Source organism: Acidobacteriota bacterium (assembly GCA_012517875.1).
Classification (GTDB): domain Bacteria; phylum Acidobacteriota; class JAAYUB01; order JAAYUB01; family JAAYUB01; genus JAAYUB01.
In genome coordinates this window covers 1-15,773 of the sequence record JAAYUB010000061.1, presented here as the reverse complement: position 1 = coordinate 15,773, position 15,773 = coordinate 1, and the positions used below count along the sequence as shown (strand labels likewise).

Annotated in this window: 11 protein-coding genes; 3 read left to right on the top strand and 8 right to left on the bottom strand. The window is 65.6% G+C overall.

Annotation, left to right across the window (positions count from 1 at the left end; all coding sequences use genetic code 11):
* Positions 1-636 (top strand): hypothetical protein (locus tag GX414_06775; protein NLI46794.1); only part of this gene is annotated, 636 nt, incomplete at its 5' end.
* An 88-nt stretch (positions 637-724) separates the two neighbouring features.
* A complete protein-coding gene (locus GX414_06770; protein NLI46793.1) occupies positions 725-1,354 on the top strand; it encodes a hypothetical protein in 630 nt (209 codons plus the stop codon).
* Positions 1,355-1,524: 170 nt separating this feature from the next.
* Here GX414_06770 and GX414_06765 read toward each other — a convergent pair whose 3' ends face one another.
* From GX414_06765 to GX414_06730, 8 genes are all read right to left on the bottom strand, one after another.
* A complete protein-coding gene (locus GX414_06765) occupies positions 1,525-4,830 on the bottom strand; it encodes a hypothetical protein (protein NLI46792.1) in 3,306 nt (1,101 codons plus the stop codon).
* A gap of 376 nt (positions 4,831-5,206) precedes the next feature.
* A complete protein-coding gene (locus GX414_06760) occupies positions 5,207-5,653 on the bottom strand; it encodes a hypothetical protein (protein NLI46791.1) in 447 nt (148 codons plus the stop codon).
* Positions 5,650-6,660 carry a radical SAM protein gene (locus GX414_06755; GenBank protein ID NLI46790.1) on the bottom strand — a complete coding sequence of 337 codons (1,011 nt, stop codon included), beginning with the start codon at positions 6,658-6,660 and terminating at the stop codon, positions 5,650-5,652. Before GX414_06755 ends, GX414_06760 begins: the two co-directional genes overlap by 4 nt.
* A gap of 6 nt (positions 6,661-6,666) precedes the next feature.
* Positions 6,667-6,981 (bottom strand): PqqD family protein, encoded by a 315-nt coding sequence (locus tag GX414_06750; GenBank protein ID NLI46789.1) that lies wholly within the window; start codon positions 6,979-6,981, stop codon positions 6,667-6,669.
* Positions 6,974-7,729: a hypothetical protein gene (locus GX414_06745; GenBank protein ID NLI46788.1), complete on the bottom strand. Its 756-nt coding sequence runs from the start codon at positions 7,727-7,729 to the stop codon at positions 6,974-6,976. The genes GX414_06750 and GX414_06745 overlap by 8 nt, the downstream gene beginning before the upstream one ends.
* 485 nt (positions 7,730-8,214) lie before the next feature.
* Positions 8,215-10,533, bottom strand: coding sequence for a hypothetical protein (locus GX414_06740; protein ID NLI46787.1), 2,319 nt, complete (start codon positions 10,531-10,533; stop codon positions 8,215-8,217).
* 36 nt (positions 10,534-10,569) lie between these two features.
* Complete coding sequence (locus GX414_06735; GenBank protein ID NLI46786.1) at positions 10,570-10,869, bottom strand: hypothetical protein; 300 nt, start codon at positions 10,867-10,869, stop codon at positions 10,570-10,572.
* Between the two features lie 96 nt (positions 10,870-10,965).
* Positions 10,966-14,181, bottom strand: coding sequence for a hypothetical protein (locus GX414_06730; GenBank protein ID NLI46785.1), 3,216 nt, complete (start codon positions 14,179-14,181; stop codon positions 10,966-10,968).
* 415 nt (positions 14,182-14,596) lie between these two features.
* Here GX414_06730 and GX414_06725 point away from each other — a divergent pair, with 415 nt between their 5' ends.
* Positions 14,597-15,760 (top strand): IS4 family transposase, encoded by a 1,164-nt coding sequence (locus GX414_06725; protein NLI46784.1) that lies wholly within the window; start codon positions 14,597-14,599, stop codon positions 15,758-15,760.
* The last annotated feature ends 13 nt before the right edge of the window (positions 15,761-15,773 follow it).

Sequence of the window (15,773 nt, the reverse complement as noted above, 5' to 3'; positions counted from 1 at the left end):
GAGATCGTCGACAACGTCTACCCGCACTACGCCACCGTGGCGACGCAGCTCATCCCTCCGTCGGTGGTGGGCTTCGCGCCCGACCTGCCGGCGATCCGCCACGACGCCGCCGCGGCGCGGGCGCTGCTCCAGGCCGCCGGGTACGGCGACGGCCTCGCGCTCACCCTCGACTTGTCCCAGGCGGCCATGGCGGAGGGCCAGCTGCTGCGCCGCCAGTTGGGCGAGGCGGGCGTGCGCCTGCAACTGGCTCCCTGCGACTGGTCCGAGCTCTACCCGCGCGTCTCGCGCGGCGAGTCCCGCTTCTTCCTGGTGGGCTACATCTCCAGCTCCGGCGACGCCGGCGAGCTGTTCAACAGCCAGTTGCACAGTCGCACCGCCGACGGCGAGTACGGCGCCGAGAACGTGGTGGGATACGCCAATCCCGAGCTGGACCGGCTGGTGGAGGCCGCCGATCGCGAATTCGACCCCCGCCAGCGGCAGGAACTCCTGCAGACGGCCATGCGGCTGGTCATGGCGGATTTGCCGTACATCCCCATGTACACCCGCAGCCATTGCTACGGTTTGCGCCGGGATCTGCAGTGGCAGCCCCGTGCCGACAGCACGCTGCAGGTGCGCGAGATCAGTCGACGCCGCTGAGTCGGCCGGGGTGACCGGGCGCGCGGCAGGCCGTCACTCCGGATTCCGCAGTCGGCCATGATTTCAGGCGTGGTTCGGAGGAATCATCATGCGTGTCACCGGCTTCACGTTTCGGATCATCGGCATCTACCTGCTGATGCTCGCGGTGCACACGGGCTTGCTGGTCTGGCTGACGTCCGGGCCCATTCAGGAGCAGTTCAACCAGGACGCCATCGGCTACGCTCGGCTGACCACCCCGTCCGTCGTCGCGGCCTACGACAACTACCACAGCTCCGGCTATAACAAATTTCTGGAGCTGATCCGCAACGTGATGGCGCTCCGCACGGACCTGAATCACCTGTGCATCATCGACGTGGAGGGACGGATTCTCTTCGATTCAGCCAGCCCCGGCGACGGCAGCCGGGAACCGCAGGCGCGGATCACCGAACCCGCGGTGCTCCTGGCCGTGAAGGGCCTGGACCTGAACTGCCGGCTGGTGCGCGACGTCCAGAAACGGAGTTTCCTCGATATCATCGTCCCACACATCGAGGAGTGGGGCCGCCACCGGCTGTCGGTCCGTTACAACATCGCCTACAGCAGTTGGGGTGACCCGCGGACCACGCTCCGCCAGCGTTTCCTCATCGCTGCGCTCATCAGCTGCTTCCTCGGGGTACTGTTGCTCCTGCTATTCGCCGGTCGCAACGGCAAGCCGGAGTCGAGGCTAGAGGCTAGAGGCTAGAGGCTCGGGGCTCGGGGCTCGGGGCTCGTTCCCGTAAGGCGGACATCGGACTTCGGAAATCGGACCTGGGACCTGGGTTCTGGGACCTAGGTCCAGGATTCTGGGTCCTGGGTTCTGGATCTCAGAACCCTGCCCCTATTACCCATTCACCGATTCACCCATTCACCGATTCACCGTCCCTCTGGGACCGGCATCGCCAGCGGCGACGACGGCGGGAGCAACCCGACGCCGGCGGCGGCCACCGCCTGTCGGAACGCCGCCACTTCCCCGGCCAGCAGGGCGTTCAACGCCTCCAGTGCCGGCGCCAGCAGCGCCTCGGCCTCCTGAATGTACGCCGCATGGGTGGGGCTTGGCGGCGCCCAGGCCGACGTCACCGCGCCCATGGCCTTGCCGATGCGGTCCATCACCCGTACACCGCCGACGATCCCCACCGCGCCCGGCGGTTGCTGGAAGCGGCGCTCCAGCTCATCGAGGCGGGTCTTCAGGGCCCGCCCGCTCTTGACCAGGGGCAGTTCGGCCAGTTTGCCTTCCTCCGGCTCCACCCGCTCCCCCTTGAGCCGGTGGATTTCCGCGGCGCGCACCCGCTCCATGACCGCCTCCACGTCGGCGCGGATGTCGGCGATCTGGTCCACCGCGGCAGCCGCCGTCTCCTGAAGTCGGCCGATTCGCTCGATGGCCGCCTGGCGCCGCGCCCAGTCCGCCGGCGTGTTGTTCGAGCGCGGGTCGGGCAGCACCTGAAACGTGGTAGCGGCGCTGTGATCGCGGAAGGTCACCGTCGCCGTGTAGACACCGGGCGGCAGTTCAGGTCCCGGCACCGGCTCGCTGGAACGGCGCCGCCCCCCCCGCCGGGCGGGCTCGCGGAAGCCGTCGCGGCGTAGATCCCACACCACCCGGTTCACTCCGAGGACGGCCGGCCCCTTGAACGTGCGCACCACGCGGCCGGCGGCGTCGGCGATCCGGATCACCACCTGCGGAGGCTCGTCGGATTTTTCCTCGGCAGAACTGGTGTCGGTTTTCGGTGCGGCGGGGGCCGGCTCCCAGGTCGCGCCCCTGGCCTTTTCCGCCTCCACAGCCGCCAGCCGGGCCTTCTCCTTGTCGGCGTCGGGGAGCGGGAGGTCAGGCAGGTTCAGGCTGTAGGTGAGCATTGCGCCGTACGGTTTGTTCGCGCCCCGGAACTCGCCGTCGCCCAGACCGAAGCCGCCGGCCTCAGCGTCACGCCAGTATTGGCGCGCGTCGGCCGCGGCAAACACATGCAGCGGTTTGGCCAGGGTCGCGGCGCCGAGCTCCCGCAGCGGCCGGATATCGTCGATCACCAGCGCCGACCGGCCGTGGGTGCCGATGACCAGATCATGCTCCGTGGGGTGGATCGCCAAGTCCATCACCGAGACCGTGGGCACACCGTGACGCCACGGCAGCCACTCCCGCCCGCCGTCGACGGACACATAGAGACCGAACTCGGTGCCGAGGAACAACAGGTCCCGCTGCACCGGGTCCTGTTCCACCACCAGCGCCCAACCGCGCAGCGCCGGCGTCACGAGGCTGGTCCAGGTCCGGCCGTAGTCGGTGGTCTTGTAGACATACGGGGTCCAGTTGGAGCGCCGGTGGTCGTCGAGCACCACGAACGCCTCGGCGGCGTCGAACGCGGACGCTTCGATGTGCGGCACCCAGGCGCCCGCTGGCGCGCCGGGCAGGCTTCCCTCGACGCTGGTCCAGGTGGCGCCGCCGTCGCGGGTGACGTGGATCCGCCCGTCGTCGCTGCCGGTCCAGATCACGCCCCGCGCCGCCCGACTTGGAGCGATGGCGATGAGGGTGCAGAAGTTCTCCGCCGCGGTGACGTCGGGGGTGAGCCCGCCGCTCGAGTCCTGGCGCTGCCATTCCGGTGTGTTCGTGGTCAGATCCGGGCTGATGGTTTGCCAGGTCTCACCCCGGTCGAGGGAGCGGTGGACGAACTGGCTGCCGTAGTAGATGGTGGCCGGTTCGAAGGGATCGACGGCCAGCGCCGCGTTCCAGTTGAACCGCAGCTTCCCCTCGGCGGGCTCCGGCGGCCGGATGTGGCGCCACTCGCCGGTGCGGGTGTTCCACCGGCCCAGATTGCCGCCCTGGTACATGGAGTAGCCGATGGCCGGGTCGGCGGGATCGGCCAGCACGTCGAAGCCGTCGCCGAAGCCCAGCATCCGCCAGTGGTGGTTGCGGATGCCGCCCTGCTCCATGACCCAGCCGGGGCCGCGCCAGGAGCCGTTGTCCTGCATGCCGCCCAGCACATGGTACGGCACCGCGGTGTCCACGGCGATGTGGTAGTACTGCGCCAGCGGCAGGTTGCCCACAAAGCGCATGGTGCGGCCGCGGTCGCGGCTCACGGCCACGCCGCCGTCGTTGCCCACATACAGGTGCTCGGGATCGCGGGGATTGATCCAGAGGGCGTGATAGTCGCCGTGGATGTTCTCGAAGCGGGCGCCCGGCAGAGTCTCGAACGACTTGCCGCCATCGTCGGAGACGCGGACGACATAGTCCAGGCTGTACACCCGTTGGGGCCAGGCCGGATCCACGGCGATGTCGGCGTAGTAGAACGGGCGCGGGGCGACGTTGGGTTCCGCGTTCACGGTGCGCCAGCTCAGACCGCCGTCATCGGAGCGGATCAGCGCGCTCTTTTCGGCTTCCACCAGGGCGTACACCACTTCGGGCCGCGAGCGGCATACGGCTACGCCGATGCGCCCAAGATCCCCTTTCGGCAGGCCGTCCGCCGGTTGAAGGCGCCGCCAGCTCGCGCCCCCGTCGTGGGTCACGAACAGTCCCGAGCCGGGACCGCCCGAGCGGAAATAGTAGGGCCAGCGGCGAAACTGCCACATGGCGGCGAACAGCTTGTCCGGATTGGCCGGATCCATGACCAGGTCGGCCGCCCCGGTGCGCGCGTCCACATACAGCACGCGGGTCCAGGTTCTGCCGCCATCCACCGTCTTGAAAACACCGCGCTCCGGGTTCTCGCCCCACTCGCGGCCCATCGCCGCGGCCCAAGCTACGTCGGGGTCGGTGGGGTGCAGCACGATGCGGTGGATCCGCTCGGTGCCGTCCAGCCCCACGTGCTTCCACGTGCGGCCGCCGTCGACGGACTTGTAGACGCCGTTGCCCACCGAGGCGGAGTTGCGCGGGTTCCCCTCGCCGGTGCCCGCCCAGACGATGTCCGGGTTGGGCTGGAACACGGCCACGGCGCCGATGGCGGCCACGGGCTGGTCATCGAAGACAGGCGTCCAGGTGAGCCCTCCGTTGACGGACTTCCAGACGCCGCCGGTTGCGGCGCCAACGTACACCACCGCCGGGTTGGCCTCCACCGCCTCGATGTCGGCGATCCGGCCGCTCATCCCCGCCGGCCCGATGGCCCGGGCCTTCATCCCGGCCAGCCGATCCGGATCAATCCCGCCGTCCGCCGTGCCAACGGCCAGCAGCAGGATCAGCAGCAACACCCCGATGAACTGACGCATACGTCCTCCTGACCGGTGCGCGGGATCCGCCCCGCCACCCGGCGGTGATTTTATGGCCGACACCGCGGCGTGCGCCGCAGCCCGTTCATGGCTTGAATGCAACAACTGAACCTGCACGGCATGATCTCGTCCAGCATACCCGCGGCTCCCGCCCGGGTCAACCCGCCGGAATGCCAACTCGAAGCCACCGTGCTTTCGCTTCCACACGGCAGAGGGGAGATAGGCGATAAGCGATTTCCGCGGCGGCCGGGCGCGGCCCGCCCCTGCGGCACGGTTGAGCAATTCGCCTCCGGGCTCGGTTTGAGTCACGGTGATGTCGGACCGGAGTCTCGTCGCGCATGGTTGAGTGTCACGGCACCCGTCCGGCGGCCGGGCGCTACTCTGTTGTAGGCCGCACCCGCCGGAATATACCGCGCAGGCAGCAGGCGGCATACTGGCCCATCGCCTGCAGCCGTTGCGCCAATGAAACCCGGCAGGCCACGCCATCCCGGGCGATCACCTTGCCGAGCACGCAGGCGGTCGCCACCAGGGGATCGGGCCCAGCGCCCCGATCCGCCTTGATCAGGAGCCGCCACTCCCCCCGACGCCGCACGTACCCCAGGAACCGATGGACCACCAGGCGGTGGCGCTGCGGGTCGCGAAACGCCACCACATCACCGGGAACGAGGAACCGGACGCGCTTCACCCGCACCGCGGCCTGATTGTCGACTTCGGGTTCCATGCAGTCCCCGGCCACGCGGAGAACCACTTCGTCGCCATCGGCCAAGGCCGTGGCGAGACAGCCCCCGGGGCCCGCCGCAGCGTTCCATTGGTCCAGGTTCATGGGCCGACACACCTCTCCTTGTCCTCGCTGCACATTTCGTCGATGGCCATACAGAACAACGGCGAGCCGAACTGCCGGGGTTGTTCCCCGTTCCATCCGGACGCCGCGGCGACGGCGCGCTGCCTGACCTGCGCGAACAGGGGCGAGTGGTGCCAGATCTCCTCAATGGACTGCTGCTGCAAGTTTCCCGCGACTTCCCGAACATGCATGCAAGGCTGGACATTGCCGAAGGGATCGATGTCGACGCCGGCCAAACCCACGCGGCAGGAGGCGATTTCTTCGGCATCGGCTTCCGGGGAGTCTTTGGACACAGAACACTCGGGCTCCACCGAGACATTTCTCCGGCGCTCCGCCATCAGGGTCTCGATCCGGTCCCAGGTGGCCCGGCTGGGCTGGATGGACAAAGGCTCCCGGTCGCCGTTGTCCCGCGGGCCCACGGGCCCCTGAAATCGGAGGGGCGCCCCGAGCTCGTCGCCGAGCGCAATCATCGCCTCGATCTGGTGCTCGTTCCAGGCGGTGGGCGTGACCACCGTGGCGCAACGCAGGCCGGCCGTCCGCGCGTGACGCAGGTTGCCCATCAGGCGTTCGAAACTGCCGGGGACGCGGGTCTGCCGGTCATGCACCCCGGCGGTGGCCCCGTGCAGGGTGACTTCGACGACGTACGGCTCCACCTCGCGGAGCAGCCGCTCGACATTGCGCGGGGTTAGCAAATGGCCGTTCGTGCGGATCCGGACCACGAAACCCAGCTCCCGGGTCATGTTCCCGATGTCGAAAAAATGGGGGTGGATCATGGGCTCGCCCCCGGTCAGCATCAGGAACAGGGTCTGCATGCGGGCCAGATCCTCGAGCAGGACCCGGTACTGCGCCAACGAAAGCGGTGTCCCCTGCCGGTCCCGGTCGTTGTAACAGTAGAAGCAGTTCAAATTGCAGCGATAGGTGAGCTCCAACGTGACATCATGGAGCAAACGATTCGCCCGGACCGCTTTCATCACCGTGTCGCGGTACATTCCCCGTCACCCCCCGGTTGAACCGCCGCCCGATCCGCCGACCGTTTGGAGAGCATTCTCCCCGCGCAACTGCTCCAGAAAGAGGGCGACGTCCGACTGCGCCCGGGACGCATCCACATCAAAGGCCTGCGCCACCGCTTCGGCCAGTTCCGACTCTGTCATCGCCTGCCGGCCGAGCGCCTGGACGATGAAGAGGCCCACGTCGTTCACGACCAGCACCCGCCCCTCTTCCAGGTGCACCAGCACGCCCTGACCGGCCACGTCGCGAAAGCGCACCCGACCGGACAGGCGCACTTTATCTTCACGGGTTGATTCAGGCATTTTCGCTGCACCTCAGCAGGGTCGCCATGATCGCCTCGAAGGAGTCGTCGCGGGCGACGCCCAGGCGGATCACCGGGACATGGGATACCAGTATCGTCAACATATCCATCAAGGCGGGCAACTCCTCGGGATCGTCGTTCACATACGGGCAGCCGGTGAGGAGCCCGGCCACGCCCTCGGCGGATTGCACCGGGACGGCGGTCAGGACCGGCGCCTTCTCCAGCAGGGCGAGGCCGCCGAGCCGGAAGGTTTCGGATCCGGAAGAGTTCTCCCCGGGACGCCGGAATTCGCCGGTGAACGGCACCCGGTGAACGTGATAGCCATCGACTTCCCGATACACCAGGTTGATGTCGTCGCTCAGCACGGCGGCGCCGGCCGCGGCCGCTTTCCGGGACAGAGTGGACTTGCCGGCGTTGGAGCGGCCGCTGAACAGGTAGGCCGCGCCCCGGTACACCACGCCGGCGCTGTGCAGCAGCAGCCCCCCCCGGTTGAGGACGTGGTAGGCGAACACGATTCGCAGGAAGTTCTCCAGGGCAAACGGTCGGCCCAGATCTTCCTCCTCGGCCACCGCCAGAGAAGCCCGCAGCGGCTCTGCTCCGCCGCCGGCGAGCTGCGCCCTGAAATCGAAGCCGGTGATCTGGATCCCCTCGCTCGTGCGCCGTTTGAGCGGCGCGTACTGACCGCCGGCCGCGAAGTGCTCCGGCGGCAGCGCGATGGGTCCATCCAGACGGCCGGCCAGGCAGATCAAATCAATCCCGCCGGCCGTCTCGCCGGGGCCGGGGACATATTGTTGGAAGTTTTGAAAAATAGTCTGCCGTTGCCCGGGGGTCAATCCCTGGATCGACACCCGGCACATGGGCAAGCGAAGACAGATGGACTCCGGGCCCCATGGTTGAGATATTTCAACCATGACCCCTGTCTTCACGAACCGGCTTTCTGACATGTATATGAAGGATAACTCTTTCCAAAGCCCCCATACGCCGGATCACAAGTCCCCGCGGAGAGTTCCAGGGGTTCGCTGCTGAGGAGGCGCGGCGGAGTATAGGGCCGTCGCGCCTCGCCGGCGGACGCATCCCCCGGATTCCCGGAGGGCCGGATCTGATTCGACCGGGTTTCGTTGATATTGCTTTCGGTCATTCGTTTATTCCTCTTCTTCAACATCATACATGGTTGCCGGGCAAAATCAAATCCGGCTTGTCGTTAATCGCTGCAGTTGCGCCGTCCGCCGCATACCTACCATGGGTACACGGAAGGGTCGCCGATGATCGAGTAGAGCGGCGCCATAAACACCGCGATCTGTCCGGCGGTGGCCTGCTTCGCGCCCACCAGGGCCTCCCCGACGTTGATATGGCTCCCGTAGAGGTGTTGAATAAAGGAGTGAGCCAGGACATGAGCATCCGAATTGAACGACAGCCCGGAGGCCGCCAGCGAGGCGACGGCCCCCCCCTGCGGGTTCAGCACCAGGGTGCTCGAAAGCGACCGGACGCCGGGCAGGGAATCATCGCCCGCCGCGCACGTCAGGGCCAGGAACACCGGGCAGGAACCGTTGCGCAACGCGGCGGCATCACTGGTTCTGAGGAATTTCTCCGCGTTGGTGCCCAGTTGCGCCACCGAGCCGTGGCCGCTGAAGGAGATCAGGCCGGATTCCCAAACCGCCGACTGGATCAGGGTGGCGCGCACCGGGTCGGTGGGATGATACAGCGTCTCGACCCACCATACCCCCAGGTCCTGCAACCGCACGGCCAACCGGTCGCCGTCCTGGTGGAAGGCGCCGCCGGAATCCGGATTGTCCGCCACCACGAGGGCCCGTTCCGCCGCCTGGGTATTATCCCTCGATGCGTGCGCGCGGAGCTTGTTCACGTAGGCGCGGCCCTCGCCGTCGTTGGTGATGGCGATCCGGCCCACGGCCATGGGCGTCGCGCCGTCGTCGATCCCGAGCAACCGGCTGTCGGACGCGGCCAGCGCCCACGGGGTGGAGGTCATGAGGACCGGAAGGAAATTGTCCCCGTACCCCATGCAATCCTTCCGGTCCAGGGAGCCCTTGCCGATGAGCGTCACCGCCGCGGGGACCCGGCTCCACTCGGTCCGAACCCAGTCCATGAATTGGCCGATGGCGTGAGGATCCACCCGCCCGGCGCTGAAGGACTTGTAGATGTCGTCCAGCCAGACGACTGCAGCTTCTTCGTGACCGGCACGCCGCAACTCGGCCAGATCCTGCGCGGTCCCGGCAAACTCGCGCGGGGCGATGATCAGCACGTCGGCCCCCGGCCGGAGCGCATTAAGATCCGCCTGCGGACGGGCGTCGAACACCGGATCCAGCAACGCCGGCATCTCGGCGATCAGATAATCCTTGCCTGATTTCGTCTTGAAGGTGACTCCCCACGTTCCATCCTCGCTCATGTGAATGTAGGCGTCGCTCCGCAGGACGGCGTTTTGAACCGGTGACTCGACCACCAGGATGTCCGGAGTCGAAAAACCCGTCGCCTCCTGGAGCCCCTGGGCCGCGTTACGCAGCCAGAGCTGCCCGTCGGTGGCCACGGGCAGGCGGTCGTACTCCACGGTGACCGACTCCAGCAACTGCCCCGGCCAGGGACGCGCCGCATCGTACCCGGTGTGGAGCGTGAGGGTGTTGTCGCCGTCGGCCTGCAACAGCGACGGGTTGAATTCCGCCACGAGTTCCGCCGGCGCCAGGCCGTCCCACACCAGCTCGGAACCCACCGGAACGCCGTTTAGCTTCGCGTACACTCGATGTTCGTCGCCGGGGTAAAGGTCGGTGAAACCATGCAACTTCACCCGCAACCGGGCGGTGCCGTCGGGCGCCGGATTCGGAACGTGCACGGAGAGCTGGATCTGGGGCCTGGACGAGCCGTACAGGTAGTCCCAGAACCAGTACCGGGCGTCCGGGTCGCCGGGGTACAGCCAGGTGCTGTACATCATGTCCGTTTCTTCGGCGTACTGCAGCACCTCGCGGAACGGCTGTGACTGGCCGGGCGGCAGCTCCGTCGGGCGAACATTCACGGCGCTGATCAGATACGGATGCGGTTTTTTGGACGTCACCAGCCGGTATGCATTCTCGTCCGTGTAGAAGGTGGTATAGGCTTCGCCGGCAAACAGCAGGCGCTGGTACTCCGAATCGTAATAATAGGGTACGCTCCGCCCCGCGTTGGTCAGGCTCAGCCGCCTGGACTTCGCGGTCGCCTGCAACAACTTGAGGCTGATGCCCGTCTCGGCGGCAACCTCATTCAAGTCCACGCTGTACATCCCCGGCACACCGGTGTAGAGCCAGAGCGACAGTTCGCTTGAGGCTTTGTTGAACGCATCCGTTTGCGTACGGGACTGCGTGGCGGGCGCGCGCCGCGCTTCGACGGGCAGTTCCAGGCGGGCCGGCACGCGGCGCCGCGCCATGTAGCCCCCGGCCAGCGGCTGCCAAGCGTCCCAAACCAGCTCGTGGGAGTTCGCGCTCGCCGGCGGCGCCGATTCGGCCATGACCGGCGAGATGGCGAGCACGAGCCCGCAAACGACCACCGGCAACAGCCGATGTATGTTCCTCATGGTTGTTTCCTTCGCGTTCATGTTCGCTCCTTCCCGTTACTGCAGCGGGGTGTCGACCCGCAGGTTGAACGGACCATATTCACGGGTCGTGCCGCGCGCCTCGACTTCGATCAGCCGGTACACGTAGTCATTGTCTGGGGAGGCGCCCGGGTCCGCCAGCCAGTACTCCGCCCCCATGGGCGAGGCGATCAGGCCGGGCAGCATCCCGGCGTTGATGCGCACCCAGGTCCCGTCGGTGAGCCGGTCGGCGTAGAACCCGATGGCGCCCCGTTCCTCCAGCGTTTCCCAACGGAACACCACCACCCGGCCGTCACCGTCCGGGTCGAGGTAGCCCATCAGGGCGTCCAGCAATTCCTGGCGGTCGGCGCTCTCCCCGGCCGGGGAATCCGGCGCCCAGACGCGCAGGATGTTCTGCAGCTCGGCGATGCCGATCTACGGCACGCCGATGCTGCGGAGAAAGTCCGTGACCCGCGCGTAGCCGAGGGCGACCCGGCCGATGACCACCGCCGTCGGATTTTGCCCCTCATACCTGGCGATATCCGTAGCATTTGGAACGCCGGTGGCGCTGGCCGTGGCTGTGTTCGTGTACGGGCCGCCGAGTACCGCGGTGATCGTCGTCGTGGGGACGCAATAGGCGACGTGCGGTTCATCGTCGATGAGCGGGTTCAACGCCGGGATCGTCAGGGGAGACTGGGTACTGTAAGGGACCAGGGAACCCGTCGAATCCACATATTGCCAGGTGCAGGAGTACGAGCCCAGGCTCGGATCACTCACCGCCACACTGGTCAGGTCCGTCTCGCCGGTGTTTTCCACGAGGAACCGATAATAAAGCGGCGTGCCAACGGCCACCGTCATGTAGTTGTACCACGGCCCGCTGGACGACGTGCTGATTTGTTTCTGGAATGCGAGCGAGCTGATCAGGTCTCTGACGATCACCGTGGCGGAGGCCGTGTTGCCCGTGCAGGCGCCAGCGGAGGTCACCTGCACCGTGTTCTCATACGTGCCGGCGGTGGTCCCGGTGACATCGACCGAGAAGGTGCAGGAACCGCCCCCGGCCAGGGTGGCGCCGCTCAGTTCGATGGTGCTGGAACCCGGGACAGCGGTGATGGTGCCGCCGCCGCATCCGCCGGTCAGCCCGTTCGGGGTGGCCACCACCAGGCCGGCCGGCAGCGTGTCGGTGAAGGCCACGCCGGTCAGCGAGGTGGCGCCATTGGGGTTGGGGTTGGTGATGGTGAAGGTCAGGCTGGTCGTTTCCCCGGTGATCAGGTTGGTCGTGCCGAAGGTCTTGTTGATCTCCGGCGGGGCGATCACCGTCAGGCTGTCCTCACCGTAGCCGGTGTCGGTCGTGTTGACACCGGTTTCGGTGGAGGAGATGCTGCCGCTGGTGTTGGTAAAAACGCCGGCGGCCGTGCCGGTGACATCCACCGAAAAGGTGCAGGAAACGCCCGGGGCCAGGCTGGCGCCGCTCAGTTCGATGGTGCTGGAACCCGGGACAGCGGTGATGGTGCCGCCGCCGCATCCGCCGGTCAGCCCGTTCGGGGTGGCCACCACCAGGCCGACCGGCAGGATGTCGGTGAAGCTCAAACCCGTCAACGTGGTTGAGTTGCCGGTGGGGTTGGTGACGGTGAAGGTCAGCGCGCTGGAACCGCCCTGGCAGATCGATTCGTACTGGAAGGTTTTGGTCAGCGTCGGCAGGAGGGGCCGCGGGCAGCCGGTGATGGTGACGTTGTCGAGCAGCATCGAAGAGGTCGCTTTGTTGCCTCTGGTCACGGCGGTGATTCGGAACCAGGTGGTTGAGACACCCGAAGATGGCGCCTCCACGGTTATGAGGGGCTGCCAGCTTCCCTTTGTGACATTCGTACCCCCGGGATTCGCGAGCGTGAAATTCGTTCCGTCGGTGCTCGTGTACACATAGACGTAGTTGTTCGCGTTGCTTGCCCATTCACCCGTTGTCTCAAGGTCCAGCTGAAAGCTCACACTCAGGCCGCCGAAGTTACTGCTGTCGACCGCGAACTCGAAGTACGGGGCCACGGCTCCGGGGGCGGCCGTCACGGTCGAGAACGCGTCGGTGATCTGCCATGCGTTGGTGGTGACACCACCGGTGACGATGCTTTGGCTGCCGGCGGCCGTCAGCCCGGCTCTGGCCGTGGCGAAAGAGACTTGGCTGTCTTTTGTCGTGTACGGCGGCGGCGGGCCGCCGCTCCCCTGGCCGCTGGTGGGCATCGTCCAGGTGGCCAGCGTGGTGCGCGGGTCGCACGTCGAGGGCCCGGGGGGCTTGTCCGTGGCCACCAGGGTGTCCTCAGCCCAGTCGCCGGTGTCGATGTCCGTGTTGATGATCAGGTTTTCCGAGACGTTGTCGTAGATGCCGGTTTCGTCGGTGGTGACGGTGACCGCGATGGTGGCGGAACTGAAACCGGGAATCTCCGCGCCGGTGAACGACAGCGAGGTCTGGCCCACGGTCAGCGAGGACGGCGTGGGGTTGACGGTGAAGCCGTTGAAGGCCACCGCGGTGTCAGCGATGCGCATCTGCCCGGTCCCGTCGTTGGTGGGCAGGTTATCGGTGAAACGCACATCGGTGATCGGGGCCGCACCCGGGTTGGTGATGGTGAAGGTCAGCGTGGACGTCCCGGCGGGGTCGGTGTTGGGATTGATGGACTTGGGCGCGAAAGACTTCTCGATGCCGGCGTTGACGATGGTGGCGTAGCGGGTGGAGCCGCCGAAATCGGAGTTGTAGTGCAAGCTGTTGCCCGAATAGTCGTAGATCAGGGTGGTGAGCGGCTCCGGGTTGTGCAGCGGGGCATCGGGGATCTGCAGTATTTTAACCGCGTAGGTGGTGATCACCGTGCCGCCAACCTTGCCGGTGCTCAGGCAACTCATGAAGTTGGGGGACGTCGGGTCACTATCCCAGACGCAGCCGTCGCCATACAACATGTCGCTGGGGTTGTCGACATTATCCGAAGTGTCCGCCGTGTAGGTCGTGGTGACCGCCAGGATCTGGAAAATGATGTTGGGGAAATTGATGAAACTCTGGATCTGTTCGTACCCGTTGGTGGCCGTGCTGGCCGCCAGCGTGATCCAGTAGGTGTCGCCCACCATCAGGGTCATGGCGCCGCCGTTGGCGATGGCCGTGCCGTAAGGCCCCTCCGCGGGGGGTTCGGTCGTACTCAGGTACATGTTATTGACCGAGTTACGGCTCTGGGAGACCAGCGACCCCACGTGCAGACGCCGCGTCGGCGAGTCGGTGTACCCGTATCCCGCCTCGTTCACCCGGACATAGTAGTCGCGGGTTTGGCCGTACGCGAGTGGATCCTGACTGACCTCCACCTCGAAATACGCGTCGACAAAGCTATTGTTCCCGAGCGTGCCGAGGTTGATCACAGCCAGGGTCCCCGACCTCAGGTTGATGTACGAGTTCGACGTGGCCCAGGTGAAGGTTGCCGTCAGGGCGCCGGATGTGGATGCGCCGGTGTTGGTGATCCGGACCCCGACCGGGAAGTACTTGGGTCCGGCGGTCGGGTCGTTGCTGTCCAGCCCGATGACGTCCCAGGTGATGGGCTCGACCGTCAACGACGCTTGCGCCTCGGCGACGCCGGAAAACAACCATACCAGAAAGAGGCCCGTTACCACGCCGGTCAGTTTGGCTTTCATATCGGTCTCCCTTGTTCAATCCCTGCTATCAAAACGAATACCGAATCCATCATCGGCACAGTCACCAGACGGGCGACGTCTCGCCGCAGTCCGTGTCCGTAATGTTCCCACATACACTTTTTATCTCCGTAGAACAACTCGACCCTTCCTGCAGCCTTCAGGAGTATCTGTCACCCGAGCGGGACCGAGTTTTGTTCAGAATCAAATCTGAAAGAACTCAGTGTGATGTACTGTATTCAGCTACACATCGCTATGCTATTACAGTATGCGCAACACCACTGCTGTCCGGTTAAAACTTACCTCCACTGCTGGAAATGATGATTCATGAGTAACATCCAAGGAATTTCGGCTGTAACCGATTTTCATTTTTCCGTGGCATGCTGTCACCCGGGGACACTTCCCGCCGGGGTGAATCATGACCCACGTCCGCACCGTGTTTGCCCAGTTGGTCGATCATCTTCCGTACATGGCGTTCTATCGGCAGGTCGCCCGTTATCAGGGGGATTACCGCAGCCGTCATTTTTCGTGCTGGGATCAACTGCTCTGCCTGCTCTTTGCCCAGTTGGCGTACCGCGAGAGTTTGCGCGACATCGTCCACTCGCTGCACGGCCGGCGCGAATTGCTCTACGCCATGGGCATCACCGGCCGGGTATCGCGCAGCACTCTGGCCGATGCCGGCGAAAAGCGGGACTGGCGGATCTACGAAAGTTTTGCCCGCAAGCTCATCGGCGAGGCCCAGCGGCTCTACGCCCAGGAACCCTTCGGCGAAAACCTGCGGGAGGCGGCCTTTGCGCTCGACTCCACCACCATCGACCTGTGCCTGTCGCTCTTTCCCTGGGCCGAGTTCCGGCGCACCAAGGCGGCCATCAAATTGCACACGCTCCTGGATCTGCGGGGTTCCATTCCCACGTTCGTGCGGATCACGCCGGGCAAGGTCCACGACGTGCGGATGCTCGACCAGATTCCCTTCGAGCCGGGCGCCATCTACGTGATGGATCGCGGGTACCTGGATTTTGGCCGGCTCTACCGGATCCATACCCACGGCGCGTTCTTCGTCATTCGGGCCAAGCGACGGTTTGCCTTTCGGCGCCGCTATTCTCGTCCCGTGGACAAAGCCGCCGGCTTGCGAGCCGACCAGACCGTGATCTGGACAGGCCCGCGCGCCAGCTATCCAGCGCCCCTGCGCCGGGTGGTGTTTTACGACACGGAGAAGGCCCGCCGACTGGTCTTCCTCACCAATCACTTCGAACTGGACGCGCTGACCATTGCGCAGCTCTACAAAAGCCGCTGGCAGGTGGAGCTGTTCTTCAAATGGATCAAACAGAACCTCAGAATCAAGAGTTTTTTCGGCACATCCGAAAACGCGGTCAAGACCCAGATCTGGGTGGCGATCACCGCGTATGTGTTGGTGGCGATCATTCGGAAGCGGCTGGGGCTGACCGTCACTCTCTCCCGAATGCTCCAGGTTTTCAGCGTGCACCTTTTTAGCAAAGTTCTTGTACATGAGTTGTTTGCAAATGATAACGAAAATGACAACCTGTTACAATCGCCTAACCCACAGAAATCATTCAAGTTTTAACCGGACAGCAGTG

Bases quoted from the DNA above. Each gene is read 5' to 3' on its own strand.
- GX414_06770 (NLI46793.1), top strand. From the start codon at position 725: ATGCGTGTCACCGGCTTCACGTTTCGGATCATCGGCATCTACCTGCTG.
- GX414_06765 (NLI46792.1), bottom strand. From the start codon at position 4,830: ATGCGTCAGTTCATCGGGGTGTTGCTGCTGATCCTGCTGCTGGCCGTT.
- GX414_06760 (NLI46791.1), bottom strand. From the start codon at position 5,653: ATGAACCTGGACCAATGGAACGCTGCGGCGGGCCCCGGGGGCTGTCTC.
- GX414_06755 (NLI46790.1), bottom strand. From the start codon at position 6,660: ATGTACCGCGACACGGTGATGAAAGCGGTCCGGGCGAATCGTTTGCTC.
- GX414_06750 (NLI46789.1), bottom strand. From the start codon at position 6,981: ATGCCTGAATCAACCCGTGAAGATAAAGTGCGCCTGTCCGGTCGGGTG.
- GX414_06740 (NLI46787.1), bottom strand. From the start codon at position 10,533: ATGAGGAACATACATCGGCTGTTGCCGGTGGTCGTTTGCGGGCTCGTG.
- GX414_06735 (NLI46786.1), bottom strand. From the start codon at position 10,869: ATGGGCTACCTCGACCCGGACGGTGACGGCCGGGTGGTGGTGTTCCGT.
- GX414_06730 (NLI46785.1), bottom strand. From the start codon at position 14,181: ATGAAAGCCAAACTGACCGGCGTGGTAACGGGCCTCTTTCTGGTATGG.
- GX414_06725 (NLI46784.1), top strand. From the start codon at position 14,597: ATGACCCACGTCCGCACCGTGTTTGCCCAGTTGGTCGATCATCTTCCG.